This is a genomic window from Streptomyces flavovariabilis (genome assembly GCF_000725785.1).
Lineage (GTDB): Bacteria > Actinomycetota > Actinomycetes > Streptomycetales > Streptomycetaceae > Streptomyces > Streptomyces hawaiiensis.
Genome location: NZ_JNXD01000024.1, coordinates 39,718 through 55,914, shown reverse-complemented (window position 1 = coordinate 55,914; position 16,197 = coordinate 39,718). Strand labels below are relative to the sequence as shown.

At 71.2% G+C, this 16,197-nt stretch carries 13 protein-coding genes; 3 read left to right on the top strand and 10 right to left on the bottom strand.

The window, feature by feature from the left end; genetic code table 11:
* Window positions 1–13 precede the first annotated feature (13 nt).
* The 3 genes from IO24_RS0133020 to IO24_RS0133010 all read left to right on the top strand — a co-directional run bounded on the left by IO24_RS0133020 (window position 14) and on the right by IO24_RS0133010 (window position 5,312).
* Entirely contained in the window at window positions 14–1,780 is a 1,767-nt protein-coding gene (locus IO24_RS0133020; protein ID WP_031142230.1) for a glycoside hydrolase family 35 protein, read from the top strand.
* Window positions 1,774–4,155, top strand: coding sequence for a beta-galactosidase (locus tag IO24_RS0133015; protein WP_031142228.1), 2,382 nt, complete (start codon window positions 1,774–1,776; stop codon window positions 4,153–4,155). The genes IO24_RS0133020 and IO24_RS0133015 overlap by 7 nt, the downstream gene beginning before the upstream one ends.
* 86 nt (window positions 4,156–4,241) lie before the next feature.
* A complete protein-coding gene (locus tag IO24_RS0133010) occupies window positions 4,242–5,312 on the top strand; it encodes a LacI family DNA-binding transcriptional regulator (RefSeq protein WP_031142226.1) in 1,071 nt (356 codons plus the stop codon).
* A gap of 55 nt (window positions 5,313–5,367) precedes the next feature.
* On the opposite strand, the gene IO24_RS0133005 is transcribed toward IO24_RS0133010, so the two are convergent.
* Genes IO24_RS0133005 through IO24_RS0132960 form a run of 10 tightly spaced genes read right to left on the bottom strand, consistent with a single transcriptional unit; the run spans window position 5,368 to window position 16,115 of the window.
* Window positions 5,368–6,651 carry an NAD(P)/FAD-dependent oxidoreductase gene (locus IO24_RS0133005; RefSeq protein ID WP_031142224.1) on the bottom strand — a complete coding sequence of 428 codons (1,284 nt, stop codon included), beginning with the start codon at window positions 6,649–6,651 and terminating at the stop codon, window positions 5,368–5,370.
* Between the two features lie 29 nt (window positions 6,652–6,680).
* Window positions 6,681–7,346 (bottom strand): haloacid dehalogenase type II, encoded by a 666-nt coding sequence (locus IO24_RS0133000; RefSeq protein ID WP_031142223.1) that lies wholly within the window; start codon window positions 7,344–7,346, stop codon window positions 6,681–6,683.
* 46 nt (window positions 7,347–7,392) lie between these two features.
* Window positions 7,393–8,331: an aldo/keto reductase gene (locus IO24_RS0132995; RefSeq protein ID WP_031142221.1), complete on the bottom strand. Its 939-nt coding sequence runs from the start codon at window positions 8,329–8,331 to the stop codon at window positions 7,393–7,395.
* Window positions 8,328–9,791, bottom strand: a complete 1,464-nt coding sequence (locus IO24_RS0132990; protein ID WP_031142218.1) for an aldehyde dehydrogenase family protein — start codon at window positions 9,789–9,791, stop codon at window positions 8,328–8,330. The genes IO24_RS0132995 and IO24_RS0132990 overlap by 4 nt, the downstream gene beginning before the upstream one ends.
* Complete coding sequence (locus tag IO24_RS0132985) at window positions 9,788–10,741, bottom strand: succinylglutamate desuccinylase/aspartoacylase family protein (protein WP_031142217.1); 954 nt, start codon at window positions 10,739–10,741, stop codon at window positions 9,788–9,790. Before IO24_RS0132985 ends, IO24_RS0132990 begins: the two co-directional genes overlap by 4 nt.
* Window positions 10,742–10,764: 23 nt before the next feature.
* Window positions 10,765–12,120: an aminotransferase class III-fold pyridoxal phosphate-dependent enzyme gene (locus IO24_RS0132980; RefSeq protein ID WP_031142215.1), complete on the bottom strand. Its 1,356-nt coding sequence runs from the start codon at window positions 12,118–12,120 to the stop codon at window positions 10,765–10,767.
* Entirely contained in the window at window positions 12,117–12,983 is an 867-nt protein-coding gene (locus IO24_RS0132975) for an ABC transporter permease (protein WP_031142213.1), read from the bottom strand. The genes IO24_RS0132980 and IO24_RS0132975 overlap by 4 nt, the downstream gene beginning before the upstream one ends.
* Entirely contained in the window at window positions 12,980–13,876 is an 897-nt protein-coding gene (locus IO24_RS0132970; protein WP_031142211.1) for an ABC transporter permease, read from the bottom strand. The genes IO24_RS0132975 and IO24_RS0132970 overlap by 4 nt, the downstream gene beginning before the upstream one ends.
* Before the next feature lie 3 nt (window positions 13,877–13,879).
* On the bottom strand, window positions 13,880–15,019 hold the full coding sequence (locus IO24_RS0132965; protein WP_031142209.1) for an ABC transporter ATP-binding protein: 1,140 nt from the start codon (window positions 15,017–15,019) through the stop codon (window positions 13,880–13,882).
* Window positions 15,012–16,115, bottom strand: coding sequence for an ABC transporter substrate-binding protein (locus IO24_RS0132960; protein WP_031142207.1), 1,104 nt, complete (start codon window positions 16,113–16,115; stop codon window positions 15,012–15,014). The genes IO24_RS0132965 and IO24_RS0132960 overlap by 8 nt, the downstream gene beginning before the upstream one ends.
* Between the last annotated feature and the right edge of the window lie 82 nt (window positions 16,116–16,197).

Genomic DNA, 16,197 nt, shown 5'->3' with positions numbered 1-16,197 from the left:
GGGAAGCTTCCGCATGCCCGCCCTGACGACGACGTCCGACGGATTCCTGCTGCACGGCGAGCCGTTCCGGATCATCTCCGGCGCGCTGCACTACTTCCGCGTCCATCCCGGACTGTGGTCCGACCGGCTGCGCAAGGCCCGGCTGATGGGCCTCAACACGGTGGAGACGTACATCCCGTGGAACCACCACCAGCCGGTCCCCGAGGGCCCCCTCGTCCTCGACGGCTTCCTCGACCTGCCCCGGTTCCTCCGGCTCGCCCAGGACGAGGGGCTGCGGGTGCTGCTGCGTCCGGGGCCGTTCATCTGCGCCGAGTGGGACGGCGGCGGCCTGCCCGACTGGCTGACCTCCGACCCGGACATCCGGCTGCGCACCAGCGACCCCCGCTTCACCGGCGCCGTCGACCGCTACCTCGACCTGCTGCTGCCCGCACTGCGGCCGCACATGGCGCAGGCGGGCGGTCCCGTCATCGCCGTACAGGTGGAGAACGAGTACGGGGCCTACGGCGACGACAGCGCCTATCTGAAACACCTCGCCGACGCCTTCCGCTCCCGCGGCGTCGAGGAACTGCTGTTCACCTGCGACCAGGCCGACCCCGGGCATCTGGCCACCGGAAGTCTGCCCGGTGTCCTGACCACCGGCACCTTCGGCAGCCGCGTCGAGCAGTCCCTGGGACGGCTGCGCGAGCACCGGCCCGAAGGCCCGCTGTTCTGTGCCGAGTTCTGGATCGGCTGGTTCGACCACTGGGGAGGGCCCCACCATGTGCGGGACGCGGCCGACGCCGCCGCCGACCTGGACCGGCTGCTGTCCGCCGGGGCCTCCGTCAACATCTACATGTTCCACGGCGGGACCAACTTCGGTTTCAGCAACGGCGCCAACCACAAGCACGCCTACACGCCCACCGTCACGTCCTACGACTACGACGCGGCGCTCACCGAGTGCGGTGATCCGGGCCCGAAGTACCACGCCTTCCGCGAGGTCATCGCCCGCCACGTCACCGTGCCCGACGAACCCGTCCCGCCGCCGGGTCCCAAACTCCCGCCCGTGCCGGTCGAGTTGGACAGCCGGGCAGCTCTCCTGCCCCTGGCCGGCTCGCTCGCCGCAGCCGTGCGCACTGACGTGCCCGTGACCATGGACGAGCTCGGGCAACGCACCGGCTACGCCCTCTACCGCACCACCCTGCCGGCCGACGGCGACGGGCTGCTGCACTTCGCCCGCGGGGTCGGCGACCGCGCCCAGGTCTTCGTCGACGGCGCGCCCGTCGGCGTACTGGAGAGCGAACGCCACGACGAGTCGCTGCCCGTGCGCGTGCCGCGTCCCGGCGCGACGCTGGAGGTCCTCGTCGAGAACATGGGCGGGGTCAACTACGGCCCCCGCATCGGCGCGCCCAAAGGCCTGCTCGGACCCGTCTCCTTCAACGGCACGGACCTGACGGGCTGGGACTGCCGCCCGCTGCCGCTGGACGACCTGGAGGCGGTGCCGTTCGCCCCGGCCGGCGACGCGGCGGTCACCGTGCCGGCCTTCCACCGCGGCACCTTCGACGTCGGCACCCCCGCCGACGCCTTCCTCTCCCTGCCCGGCTGGTCGAAGGGCCAGGCCTGGGTCAACGGCTTCCACCTGGGCCGCTACTGGAACCGCGGCCCGCAGCGCACGCTCTACGTTCCCGCGCCGGTCCTGCGTCCGGGTTCCAACGAACTGGTCCTGCTGGAGCTGCACGGCACCACCGCCACCCGCGCCCTGCTCACCGACACCCCCGACCTGGGACCGGAGAACACCTGGTGAGGCATCTCCTGCGCGTTCCCCCGCCCGCCGCTCCCCCACTGACCGGCCACCTGCCCTTCACGGACGCGCCCGGCGTGCCCGACCCGATCGAGGTCACCAGCCGCTGGCTCACCCGGGGCGGGCGCCCCTGGTTCCCGGTCTCCGGCGAGTTCCACTACTCCCGCTACCCGAACGGGGAGTGGGAGGAGGAGCTGCTGAAGATGAAGGCGGGCGGGGTGAGGGCCGTCGCCTCCTACGTCATCTGGATCCACCACGAGGAGGTCGAGGGCCGGGTCCGCTTCGACGGCGACCGGGACCTCAGGCGCTTCACCGAGCTCTGCGCCCGCCACGGCCTGGACTTCATCCCCCGGATCGGCCCCTGGTCGCACGCGGAGGTGCGCAACGGCGGACTGCCCGACTGGCTCCTGTCCCGGACCCGCGCACCGCGCACCGACGACCCGGCCTATCTGGAGCCCGTCCGCGTCTGGTTCGCGGAGATCGCGGAGCAACTGAGGGGCCTGGAACGGGCCAACGGCGGCCCGATCGTCGCGATCCAGATCGAGAACGAGCTCTACGACCAGCCCGGCCACCTGCGCACGCTGAAGCGCCTGGCCCAGGAGGCCGGGCTGAGCGCGCCGCTGTGGACGTCGACCGCCTGGGGCGGGGTCCGGCTCCCGGGCGATGATCTGCTTCCGCTGTACGGCGGCTATCCCGAGGCGTTCTGGACGGAGGCCGACGGCGGCTGGCCCGACACCTGCCGCAAGCACTTCTTCTTCACCCACGAGCGCGACGACGAGGGCATCGGCGCCGACCTGCGGCCCACGCGGGTGTCCGCCACCGCCCCTTCGGCGGATCGGTTCCCCTGGGCCACCTGCGAGCTGGGCGGCGGCATGGCCGTGGCCTACCACCGGCGGCCGAGGGTGGAGGCCGCGGACATCGGCGCCCTCGGGCTCACCAAGATCGGCTGCGGGTCGGTGTGGCAGGGCTACTACATGTTCCACGGCGGCACGAACCCGGCCGGCGAGCTGACCTCCCTGCAGGAGTCGCACGCCACCGGCTACCCCAATGACCTGCCCGTCCTGACCTACGACTTCCAGGCCCCGCTCGGCGAGTACGGGCAGGTGCGGCCCTCGTACCACGAACTGCGCCTCCAGCACCTGCTGCTGGCCGAGCTGGGGCACCGGATCGCGCCCATGCGGTCGGTGCTGCCCGAGCGGTCGCCGACCGGGCAGCACGACCGGGACACCCTGCGCTGGGCCGTACGGACCGACGGCGCCTCCGGCTTCCTGTTCGTGACCGGCCATCAGCCGCACGAGCCGCTGCCGGACCATCCGGAGACGTCCTTCACGATCGACTTCCCGCTCGCGCCCTCGCTGACGCTGCCGAGCACTCCCGTCACCGTCCCCTCCGGCGCGTACTTCTGCTGGCCGCTCCGGCTGGACGTGGCCGGGCTGCGGCTGGAGTGGGCCACGGCGCAGCCCGTGTGCACGGTCGAGGCGGACGGCCGTACGGTCCTGGTGCTGGCCGCGACCGACGGCATCGCGCCCGAGCTCGCCCTGGACGCCGACACGGTGGCGTCCGTCGCCGTGAGGGCCGGGGAGATCACTCCGGTCGCCGGCCGTGTCCTGGTCAGCGGAGTGCGGCCCGGCACCGACGCCCTGGTCGAGGTGGAGGCGGCCGACGGGTCGCGCGTCGGCCTGCTGGTCCTGGACGCGGCCACGGCCCGTACGGTCTACCGGGGCCGGGCGTGGGGCGGTGAGCGGCTGGTGCTGTGCGGGGACGGTGTGGTCTTCGACGAGCACCGTGGCGAGGTGCGGCTGCACAGTCCCGCGGCGGAGCCGTCGTTCGCGGTGCTGCCCGCACCGGACGGCGCCCTGGTGGAGGGGGCCCGTGTCCGGGAGGCGGCGGACGGTGTGTTCACGCGCTACACCGTCGAGGCCGGGCCGCCGGCGGGCACCGCCGCGACCGTCTTGTCCGTCAGGCCCGGTGGCCCTGCGCCCGGGCCCGTGACCGGCGTGCGGGGCCGGGCGAGTGTGCCGGCCGAGAAGGACGTGGCCGCGGCGGCCGCCGAGTACCTGGTCGACGTACCGGAGGACCTGCTTCGGAACCCCTCGGGTGTGCTGCTGCGGCTGCGCTGGACGGGGGACCTGGCGCGGGCCTACGTGGGAGATGTGCTGGTCGCCGACCAGTTCTACTCGGGCCGCGTCTGGGACATCGGGCTGGACCGGCTGCCCCTCGAGGCACTGCGCACGGAGGGACTGCGTCTCAAGGTGCTGCCGCTGGCCCCGGACGCGCCCGTGCACGTGCCGGGGCGGCCGGGCGGCGCCTGGCGGGAGGCACACGTACGGGACGCCGAGTGGATGGTCACGCGCCGCTGGACGGTCCGGGCCGGCTGAGGGCCTTCCGGGCAGCGCCCGGCCTATGCTGTGCTCCTGCCGGGCGGGTTCAGGGCCGCCGTACCGACGCCGAGGAATCACCCGCCATGACACCGAGCGCCCCCGACGCTCCTGTTCCCAAGGGCCGCAGCAGGCGCAACTTCGCGGGGGCGCGGCCGGTGATGGCCGACGTGGCCCGGATGGCCGGGGTCTCCAAGCAGACCGTCTCGCGGGTGCTGAACGACCATCCGGCCGTGCGCCCCGGGACACGCGAGGCGGTCCTGGAGGCCATGCGCACGCTCGGCTACCGGCCCAGCCGCAGTGCGCGGTCCCTGGCCAGTGGCAGGACCAGGATGCTCGGGGTGATCTCCTTCGACGCCGCCCGGTACGGGCCCGCCTCGATCCTGACCGCGATCAACACGGCGGCCCAGGAGGCCGGTTACCTCGTCAGCTCCATCGCCCTCGACACGGCCGACCGCGACACCGTCGTCGAGGCCGTGAACCGGTTGTCGGCCGAGGGCGCGGACGGCGTGATCGCGATCGCGCCGCAGCTGTGGGTGGGCCGGGCGCTGGCGGAGACGACCGACCTGGGCACTCCCCTGGTGGTGCTGGAGAGCGCGCTCGACGACGGCACCGCCCTGGTCACCGGCGATTCCCGCACCGGCGCCCGCAAGGCGACCGAGCACCTCCTCGGCCTCGGGCACGCCACCGTGTGGCACATCGCGGGCCCGGCCGGCTGGACCTCCGCCGACCACCGGCTGGCGAGCTGGCAGGCGACGCTCCGGGCCGCCGGTGCCGCCGCCCCGGCCCCCCTCGTCGGGGACTGGAGCGCCGGCTCCGGCTACGACCTGGGCCGTGGGCTGGCCCGGCGCCCCGATGTGACGGCCGTGTTCGCCAGTAACGACCAGATGGCGCTCGGCCTGCTGCACGCCCTGCACGAGGCCGGGCGGTCCGTCCCCGGGGACGTCAGCGTCGTCGGCTACGACGACGTTCCCGAGGCCGCGCATTTCCTGCCGCCGCTGACCACCGTCCGCACCGACTTCGCGGAGATCGGGACGCGTTCGCTGCGGCTTCTCCTCGACCGGATCGACGGCCCGGGCGAACGGCCCCTCGTCGACACCCTCGTGCCCGTGGACCTGGTGGTGCGGGCCAGCAGCGGTCCCCCGCCGGTGCGCTGAGGGGCGTTCGTCAGGCGTCTCCTCCGGCGGGGGCCCGCGTCCCGAGGGCCGAGGGTCAGCGCAGCTTGTCCTTCGCCTTGTAGTAGGCGCCGCCGAACGGCAGGAACCAGGCGGTGCCGTTGTAGAAGGGGACCGGGACCTTGGGGAAGCCGAGGCCGCGCAGGGGGTTGGCCTCGGGCTTGCCGTCCATCATCTCGGCGACCGCCCGGCCCATGTAGGTGGCCATCTGGACACCGTGGCCGCAGTAGCCCATGGAGTAGTACAGGCCGTTCTCCTCGCCCGCGTGCGGGAGGCGGTCCCAGGAGAAGCCGACCATGCCGCCCCAGACGTAGTCGACACGGACGCCGGCCAGTTGCGGGAAGATCTCGGTCATCTCCCGCTTGAGGATGTCTCCGCTCTTGACGTCGGAGGCCGGGTCGGAGGGCGCGAAGCGGGCCCGGCCGCCGAAGGCGAGGCGGTTGTCGGGGGTGAGGCGGATGTAGTGGCCGATGTTCTTGGAGTCGACCACCAGACGGCCGTTGGGGATCAGCGACTTGGCGCGCTCCTCGCCGAGCGGTTCGGTGACGATGATGAAACTGCCGACGTTGATGAGCCGCTTGCGGAACCACGGCAGCGACTTGTCGGTGTAGGCGTCGGTCGCGGCCATCACCTGCTGGGCGCGGATGGTGCCGTTGAGGGTCTCGACCACGAAGCCGCCGCCGGGCAGGCGGGTGAGGCCGGTGGCCGCGTTGCGCTCGTGGATCTCGGCGCCGGCCCGCTCGGCGGCCTCGGCGAGGCCGTGCACGTACTTGCCGACGTGCAGGGCGGCGCTCAGCGGGTCGAGCAGGGCGCCGTGGTAGTAGTCCGAACCCAGCTCGGACTTCAGCTCGCTCCGGGTGAGGAGCTGGGTTTCGTGGTCGAAGTTGTCGGCGAGGTCGCGCTGGGTGGCCCTCATCGACTCGAAGTGCTGCGGTTTGAAGGCGACTCCGAGGCGTCCCGTGCGGTGGAAGTCGCAGTCGATCTTCTCGGTGCGGGTGAGCTCCTCGACCACGTCGACGGCTTCGCGGAAGGAGTCGTAGAGCTCGCGGGCGCGCTCCTGGCCGTAGCGTTTGCGGGCCTCGCCGACACCGATGGTGAGGCCTTGGGTGCACATGCTTCCGTTGCGCCCGGAGGCGCCCGAGCCGACCTTGTCCTTCTCGACGAGGACGACCCGGGCTCCCTTGCGGGCGGCGTGGTAGGCGGTGGACAGGCCGGTGAGGCCGCCGCCGATCACCACCACGTCCGCCTCGACGGGCAGGTCCTTTCCGGAACGGTCGGGCAGGGCGGGAGCGGTGTCGAGCCAGTAGGGAATCTGCTTCATGGCGTGCGTCCTCACATCCGTACGAAAGTTCAGCAGCCGAGCAGCGCCGGCAGGCCAGACAGGTCGGGCAGCTCGTCGTAGGGCTGGTAGTCGGCGCTGCCGGGGCGGCCGAAGCGGTTGATCCACACCCGGCGCTTCAGGCCGAGGTCGCGGGTGGGGATGTGGTCGTACTCCCAGCCCTGGGCGGTGTGGATGACCTGGGAGGGGTCTACGCCCATGGTCTTGAAGGCGTGCTCGAAGGTCTGGCGGTCCGGCTTGTAGGCGCCGGCCTGCTGGGCGGTGATGACGTGGTCGAACTCGACGCCGATGTTCTCGACGTTGCGCGCGATCAGGTCGTCGTCGGTGTTGGAGATGATGGCGATCTCGTACTTGGTCTTGAGCCGCCGCAGGGCGTCCGGGACCTCCGGGAACGGGCCGAAGGTGGGGACGGCCTCCACGAGGGCGTCGCCGTCGGAGGTGCGGTACTCCAGGCCGTGCAGGCGCATGGCGTTGCGCAGGCTGGAGTGCAGGATCTCGTGGTACGGGCGGTAGGTCTCCAGGACGGCCTGGAAGCGCATGACGCGGAAGTCGTCGAGGAACTCGTCGACGTCCAGGTTGTCCAGGTCGAGACGGTCCTGAAGGACCTTCAGGGTGGTGGGGCCGAGCTGGAAGTCGACCAGGGTGCCGTAGGCGTCGAAGGTGACGATCTCTCGCATGGTGGCAAACCTCGGATTCAGGTATGGGCAGGGGGACTTGGGGGTTTCAGACGACGCGTTCGCCGGGGGCGACGATCGCGTCGAGTGCGGCCAGGTCGGCCGCGTCGGGGGTCCAGCCGGCGGCCGCCGCGTTGGCGGTGACCTGGGCGGGGGTCATGGCGCCGCAGATGACGGAGCCGACCGCGGGGAGCGCGGCCAGTGCGCCCACGGCCACTTGGAGGAGGGTCAGGCCGCGTTCGGCGCCGTACGCGGTGAGCGCCTCGGCCTTGTCGAGGGCGGCGTCGGTGAGCCAGCCCTGCCGCCAGGACAGCCGGCTGCCGGGCGGGGGCTCCTCGCCCCGCCGGTACTTGCCGCTGAGCAGGCCGTTGGCCAGCGGGTAGTACGGCAGCAGGCCCAGGCCGTGGCGCAGGCAGGCGGGGACCAGGTCGTGCTCCACACCGCGGTCGAGCAGGTGGTAGCGGGCCTGGGTGGAGACGAAGGCGTCGGTGAGCTGCTCGGGTGGGAGGCTGGAGCAGCCGAAGTACCGGATCTTGCCCTCGTCCACGAGCTCTTGCAGGGCGGCGACCGTCTCCTCCAGCGGGGTGACGCCGTCCGGCTCGTGGTACTGGTACAGGTCGATCCGGTCGGTGCCGAGCCGGCGCAGGGAGGACTCGACGGCGTGCCGGATGTAGGGGCGGGCGCCGCGCCGGCCGTACTGGTCGGCCTCGGGGCTCATCTCCATGCCGAACTTGGTGGCGAGGACGACTCCGTCGCGGCGGCCCTTGAGGGCGGCGCCGAGGAGGCGTTCACCGTCGCCGCGCGTGCCGCCCTGTTCGCCGAAGCCGCCGTACATGTCGGCGGTGTCGAACAGGGTGATCCCGGCGTCGAGGGCGGCGTGGACGACGGCCTTCGTGCCGTCCTCGTCGAGGCGGGAGCCGAAGTTGTTGCCGCCGACGCCGACGACGGAGACGGCAGGGCCTCGTTCACCCAGCGTGCGGTACCTCATGACCGGTCTCCGAATCCGATGCAGACGTTCTTGGTCTGCGTGTAGCTCGCCAGCGCCTCCAGGCCCTTCTCCCGGCCCCAGCCGCTGTGCTTGTAGCCGCCGAAGGGCAGCTCGATGCCGGTGCCGGCGCTGGTGACGTTCACGTAGACCTGTCCGGCGCGGATGCCCTCCGCCAGGCGCATGGCCTTGTCGATGTCGCGGGTCCAGACGTAGGAGGACAGGCCGTAGGGGCTGTCGTTGGCGATCCGCAGGGCTTCGTCCGCGTCGTCGAAGTCGATGACGGTGACGACGGGGCCGAAGATCTCCTCGCGGGCGCAGCGGGCCTGGTTGGTCAGGCCGGTGAGGACGGTCGGCTCGATGTAGTAGCCGTCGGCGAGCTCGGGGGCGGACGGGGCGCCGCCGCCGACGCGCATCACGGCTCCTTCCGTGCGGGCCAGTTCGAGGTAGTCCAGGACGCGGTCGCGCTGCCGGGCGGCGACCAGCGGGCCGATGTCCGGGTCCGTGAGACCCGGCCCGACGCGCAGGGTCGCGATCCGCTCGACCAGCCGGTCCAGGAACTCTTCGGCGCCGCGCTGGAGCAGCAGCCGGGTGCCTGCCGAGCACATCTGTCCGGCGTTGCTGAACGACCAGCCGAGGATCGCGCTGACCGCCAGGTCGAAGTCGGCGTCGGCGAAGACGACGAACGGCGACTTGCCGCCGAGTTCCGTGACGGAGGGCACCACGTTGGCGGCTGCGGCCTGGGCGACCTTGATGCCGGTCGGTACCGAGCCGGTGAAGGTCACCTGGTCGATGCCGGGGTGTCCGGCGAGGGCCGCGCCGGTCTCGCCGTCGCCTGGGACGACGTTCAGCACGCCTGCCGGGAGCCCGCACTCCAGCGCGATCCGGCCGACCTCCAGCGGAGTGAGGGGTGCCTCCGGGGAGGGTTTGAGTACGACCGTGCACCCCGCGGCCAGAGCCGGGGCCGATCCCCGGGCGGTGTTCTGGAGCGGGTAGTTGAACGGGATGATCTGGCCCGAGACACCGATCGGCTCACGGACGGTGTAGTCGATCAGGCCGGTGCCGAGGGGGACCGTGGAGCCGCCGAGCTTGTCGGCGATGCCCGCATAGAACTCGAAGTAGCGGGCGGCGGACTCGACGTCGGCCTTGGCCTGGCGGAGCGGCTTGCCGACGTCCTGGCACTCCAGTCGCGCCAGCCAGTCGCCCTCACGCCGGATCCCCTCCGCGATGCGGTGCAGCAGCCTGCCGCGGTCGGCGGGGCGCATCCGGGCCCACTCGGGTGCGGTGAAGGCCGCGCGGGCCGCCGCCACTGCCCGGTCCACGTCCGCCTGCCCGGCGAGGGAGACCTCGGCGAGGGCCGCTCCGTCGGACGGGTCGAGGACGGTGAAGCTGCGTCCGTCGGCGGCGGGCACCGGCTTGCCGTCGATCAGCAGCAGCTCGGTCAGTGGGAGTTCGCCGCTCATGGCTGGATCTCTCCCTGCACCTCGCCGAAGATGACGACCTCGTCGCCGGGCCGGACGGTGCGGATCCGGCGCACCCAGAGCACGATGCCGTTCTGCGGGGCGCGGACCTCCTCCAGCGTGTTGCCGTAGTGGTCGACGATCTGGCCGATCAGGTCGCCTTCCTTGCAGGTCTCGCCGGGCTCGGCGTGGCCGAGGAAGAAGCCGCCCGCGGCTGACCGGGCGAAGGTGCCCGACACGGTCGTGTACGTGTCGCGCAGTTCCACGTCGCCGTCGATCATGCCGAGTTGGCGCATGACGTTGCGGATCGAGTGCACGTGCAGGGCGACGTTCTGCTCGCGGTAGGTGCCGCCGCCGGCCTCGATGGTGATGGCGGGCTTGCCGGCCGCGAGGGTGGGGTGGCGGACCGTGCCGCCCCACTTGCCGCCCTTCCAGACGAGTTCGTGTCCGGCCGCGAGGGCGAGGTCCGTGGCGAGTTCCTCGTAGCCGCCCTGGAGGATGACGAGCGGGGCGATCTCGCCGAAGGTGCCGCCGGTGTGCAGGTCCACCAGGGCGTCGATGGCGGGGACGACCTCCTCGACGAAGGTGGCGGCAAGGCGCAGGGAATAGGAGCCGTCCGCGTCACCGGGGAAGATGCGGTTGAGGTTCAGGTAGTCCAGGCCGCTGGTGCGGGCCGCCGCCTCGAAGGCGGGGGTGTTCATGCAGGGGATGCCGACGAGGGTGCCGCGCAGAGCGGCCGGGTCGATCGCGGCGAGGACGCGGCGGATGGCCTCCTGCCCGTCGTATTCATCGCCGTGCACACCGGCGTCCACGCACAGGACGGGGCCGTCCTCGCTGCCGTTGACGACGATGAGCGGTATGCCGAGCTCCACGCCGTAGCTGCTGGTGCCGACCGGGATCAGACCCTGGGCGCGCTCGCCGGGGGCGACGGTCAGGGGGCCGATGGAGTACATGTCGTTCCTTTCCAGAACATGGGTCACAGGCGGGCGGAGGCCTCGTCGAGGGTGTCCGCGATGATGTCGGCGATACGGTCCAGCAGTGCGCGGTCGCTGATCAGCGGGGGCGCGATCTGCACCAGCGGGGCGGCGCGGTTGTAGACCCGGGCGAGCAGCCCGGCCTCGCGCAGCCTGCGCGGGATCAGGTCGGCGACGAGTGCGGCGCGGGCGGTGTCGCTGAAGCCGCCGTCGTCGAGGTCGCCGACGAGTTCGAGGGCGTAGAAGTAGCCGGCGCCGCGGACGTCGCCGACGATCGGCAGCTCGCCCAGGGAGGCCATGCGCCGGGCGAGGTGGTCCTGGTGGCCGCGGACGTTCTCCAGGATCCGGTCCCGCTGCATGATCTCCAGGCTGCGCAGGGCGATGGCCGCGCTCAGCGGGTGGCCGCTGAAGGTGTAGCCGTGGTTCAGGACTTCGCCGGGCTGATTGATCACCTCGGTGATGCGGTCCGAGACCAGGGTCGCGCCCATGGGGGCGTATCCGGCGGTGATGCCCTTGGCGACGGTGACGATGTCCGGGCGGGCGCCGTAGCACTCGCCGCCGAACCACTCCCCCAGCCGGCCGAAGGCGGTGATGACCTCGTCGGCGACCAGCAGGAAGCCGTACCGGTCGGCCAGCGCCCGCAGGCCCTGCCAGTAGCCCTCCGGCGGGGTGATGCAGCCGCCCCGGTTCTGCACCGGCTCGGCGATGAGCATGGCGACGCTCTCCGGCCCGGCCGCGAGGACCGTGGCCTCCACGTCGGCGAGCAGGTACGCGGTGAAGGCCGCCTCGTCGAGGGGCTGTTCCAGGGCGCTTCGGTTGGTGTTGGCGACGAAGTGGGTCTCCACGGCGGGCGGCCCGTACGGCTCGGTGAGGCCGGGGTCGTCGGTGAAGGACAGCGCCCCCAGGGTCAGGCCGTGGTAGGCGCCGCGCCGGGCGATGGCCTTGATGCGACCCGCCTCGCCGCGCAGGGTGTGGTACCTGCGGGCGATCTTCCAGGCGGTCTCCACGGACTCGGCGCCGCCGCCGCTGAAGAAGACGTGCTCGATGCCGTCCGGGGCCAGGGCTGCCAGACGCTCCGCGAGAGCCAGGCCGGTGGGGTGCGCGGAATCCGACCACAGCGGGCTGTAGCACAGTTCGCGCAGCTGCTTCTGGGCCGCTTCGGCGATCTCGTCGGCGTAGGAGTAGCCGATCTGGCAGCAGTACAGCCCGGACAGGCCGTCGATGAAGCGGTTGCCGGCCGTGTCGTCGACGTAGGGGCCCTCGCCGTGGCGCACGACGAAGAGGTCCTTGCCGGGCTCGGCGAGCGATCCGTTGGCGGTCATGTTCAGCAGCAGGTGCCGCTGAGCGGTGGCGGTCATACGGCCTCACCTCCGGGGGCGGCGATCCCTGCCGTGTTCTCGACCGACAGCAGGGACTCCTGCCGTCCGGAGCCGAGCCAGCGCACCAGGGCCACCAGGGCGAGGGCGAGGATCGCGAAGGCGATGAGGATCGCGCTGATCGCGGTCACGCTGGGGTCGATGTCGAAGGTCAGGGAGTTGTAGATCTGCACCGGCAGGGTGACGGTGTCGACCGAGGACAGGAACTGGGAGATGTAGAACTCGTCGAAGCTGGTGATGAAGGAGAAGATCGCCGCGGCGATCATGCCGGGTGCGGCCAGGGGGAAGGTGATCCGCCGGGCGATGGTCAGCCGGCCGGCTCCCATGCTGGCGGCGGCGTCCTCCAGCCGTTCGTCGATCCCGCGCAGGGTGGCGATCAGGATCAGCACCGCGATCGGTGAGGCCAGCACGGTGTGCCCCAGCGCGATCGCGAGCGGGCTGCCCAGCATCGCGGCCGGCTCGAACAGCAGGAACAGGCCCAGGGCGGTGACGATCTGCGGGATGAGCAGCGGTCCGAGGACCAGGGCGTAGACCGCGGAGCGCAGCGGCAGTTCGCTGCGGGTCAGCGCCGTCGCCGCGGTCACACCGATGACCAGCGAGAACACGGTACTCAAGGCGGCGACCAGGGCGCTCAGCGACAGCGCCGCCGGCCACTTGCTGCCGTCGGCGAACAACGACGTGTACCAGGTGAACGTCCACGCTTTGGGCGGGAACGCGGCGAAGGCGTTGCTGCTGAAGGAGGTGACGATGATGACGATGATCGGCAGCGCCAGGAACAGCAGGATGACGGTGGCGACCGCGGTCAGGGTGATCCGCCCGGCGACGGTTCTGCGCAGCTCCATCATGACGCGCTCCTCTTCTTCCGGCTCGCGCCGAGGGAGGTGATGAGCTTGACCAGCAGCAACCCGGCGAAGGTGAGCAGCAGCAGGATCACGCCCTCGGCGGCCGCGCCGTTCCACTGGTTCTGCTTCATCACTTGCTGGTTGATGAGGGAGGCGATCATCGTCTGCTGCGGGCCGCCCATCAGGGCCGGGGTGATGTAGTAGCCCAGCGAGAGGATGAAGCTGAGCAGTCCGGCACTGGCCAGGCCGGGAGCGACCAGCGGCAGGTAGACCCGGCGGAAGATCGTCACACGCCCGGCGCCCATGCTGGCCGCGGCGGCCAGCAGGCGGCGGTCCACGCCGCGCATCACTCCGTACAGCAGCAGCACGGTGTAGGGGAGCATCACGGAGGTGGTGCCGATGACCACGCCGATCTCGTTGTAGAGCAGTTGGAACGGCGCCCCGGGGACCCACAGCTTGGCCATGGCCTCGTTCACCAGGCCCTTGTCACCGAGCAGGATGATCCAGCCGTAGGTGCGCACCAGAGCGCTGATGAAGTGCGGGACGACCACGATCAGCATCGCCACGCCCGCCCACAAGGGCTTCAGCCGCGAGATCGCGTTGGCCAGGATGAACCCGAAGACGAGGCTGAACAGCGCCGTCTCCGCGGAGATCCGCAGCGTCGTGAACAGCACGGAGAGGTTGACGCCCGTCAGCGCGTCGACGTACCAGTGCAGGGTCAGGGAGCCGTCGGTGTTCTTCAGGCTGAGGAAGAGCGTGCTGAGGATCGGGTAGACGAACAGCACCAGCAGATAGACGACGACCGGCAGCGCGTAGAGGATGCCGACCCTAGTTCTGCGGGAGGCCAGCAGCTTGCGCGGACGGGCGGGGGCGTTGGCGGTCAGTGTGGCGGCCATGGCTCACCCGCCCTGTTCGACGGGGAAGAGGTTGACGTCCTCGGGGTCGACGGTGAGACCGATCCGCTCGCCTGCGACGGGCCCGCGGCCGGCCGGTACTTCGAGGCGGAGCAGCGGCGCGTCACCGCCGTCGATGCGTACGCCGGCGCGGACCAGAGTGCCGACGTACGTGGCGGTCTCGACCGTGCCGGTACAGAAACCGTCGTCCGGGGCGCAGGCGCGCAGCCGGCCCGGCTGGACGGCGACCTTGACCGGGGTGCCGGAGGCCAATTCGTGGCGTCGTGCCTTCAGCAGGCCGCCGGACTGGTCGAGGCGGACCACGGTGTGCTCATCGGTGCTCTGCAGCACGCGGCCGGGCAGGAAGTTCGCCGCACCGAGGAAGTCCGCGACGAACGGGGTCCTCGGCCGCTCGAACAACTCGCGCGGCGTGTCGAACTGCTCGATCAGGCCGTTGCGCATCACCGCGATCCGGTCCGACAGGACCAGCGCCTCCTCCTGATCGTGCGTCACGTAGATGACGGTCAGGCCGAGTTCCTGCTGGATGGCCTTGATCTCGATCTGGAGCTGGTCGCGCAGCTTCTTGTCCAGGGCGCCGAGCGGCTCGTCCATGAGGATCACCGGCGGCCGGTAGACCAGTGCGCGGCACAGGGCGACGCGCTGCTGCTGTCCACCGGACAGCTCGCGGGGGCGGCGGCCGCCGAAGCCGGACAGGCCGGCGATCTCCAGGGTCTCCCCCACCCGCCTGCGGATCTCGTTCTTCGGCACTCCGCGCAGAGTGAGCGGGAAGGCGACGTTCTCGCTGACCGTCATGTGCGGGAAGAGCAGATACTGCTGGAACACGAAGCCGAGGTTGCGCTTCTGCGGAGCGAGCCGGGTGACGTCGCGGTCCCCGACGGTGATGGTGCCGGAGTCGGGTTCGCAGAACCCGGCGATCATCATGAGGGTCGTGGTCTTGCCCGACCCGGAGGCGCCGAGGAAGGTGACGAACTCCCCGGCTGCGATCTCCATGGACGCCTCGTCGACGGCGACGACGTCCCCGTACGTCTTGCGCAGGGCCACCACCGACAGCGGTTTGCCGGTCGCGGTGGGCAGCTTGCCACCGGCCACCTCGACGGATGGTGCGACTACACCGAATTCAGCCACGAGCCCACTCCAACCAGCGCTTGGTGACGGTCGCTTCGTTCTTGATCCACCAGTTGATGTCCGCGTCGAAGCCCTTGTCGTAGTACTGCGGCGCACCGGCGAGAACGTTGCGCTCCTCCTTGGTGAGCTTCTGGTAGGCCACCGGGGAGGACGGGTTCGACGGGAAGGTCTTCGCCAGGCGGGCCTGGACCTCGGGCTGCAGCGAGTAGTCCATGAGCCGGTAGGCGGCGTCCACGTGGGCGGCGCCCTTGGCGATGCCGTAGCCCTGGAACTGGCGGCGCATGCCGCCCAGCTGCCGCGCGACGGGGACGCCCTGCTTCTGCAGGTCGGCGATCCGGCCGTCCCAGACGGTGGACATCGTCACTTCCTGGCGGCTGAGGAGCACACCGGGGAGCGGGCCGCTGTCCCAGAACTTCTTGATGTCGGACCGCAGCCGGGTCAGCGACTTGAAGGCGCGGTCCAGGTCGAGCGGGTACAGCTTGTCCATCGGGACGCCGTCGGCCAGCAGCGCGAACTCCAGTTCGGGCAGGTCGGCGTCCGGGTTGCACATCGAACGGCTGCCCTTGAACGCCTTGGTGTCCCAGAAGTCCGCCCACGACTCCGGCTTGCGGCCGCCGAAGGCGTCGGTGCGGTACGCCATGCACTGGCCGTAGAAGCTGTTGCCGACGGCATGGTCGGTGATCTGGTTCTGCGGGATCTTGGCGCTCTTCAGGCTCTTGATCCGGTCGGTGTCCAGTCGCTCCAGTGCGTCCTGGGCCGCGAACTTGGTGTGGTCCATCATCGAGTTGTTGATGAGGTCGAACTGGGGGCGGCCCTGCTTGATCTGGGCCAGCATCTGGGTGCCCTGGAGGTTGACGACCTGGACATTGATGCCGGTCTCCTGGGTGAACGGCGTGTAGACCGCCTTCTGGAGAGCCTCCCCGAAGGTGCCTCCGCTGTCGCGGACGACCACCGACTTGCCGCCGCCCTTGGCGCTGCCGGACGCGGCCCGGCTGGTGCCGGTTCCGCAGGCGGCGAGGGAGGGCACGGCGGCGAGGGCGGCGAGGCCGCCTGCTCCGCGCAGGAGCGCTCTGCGGCCGATCATGGGATCACTCATGACAAATCTCCTGAAATGGCACGTGGGGACCAGCTGTTCGAGGGGAGTGGTGGTTCGGGGGGCGGGTCTGTGGGCGGTGCCG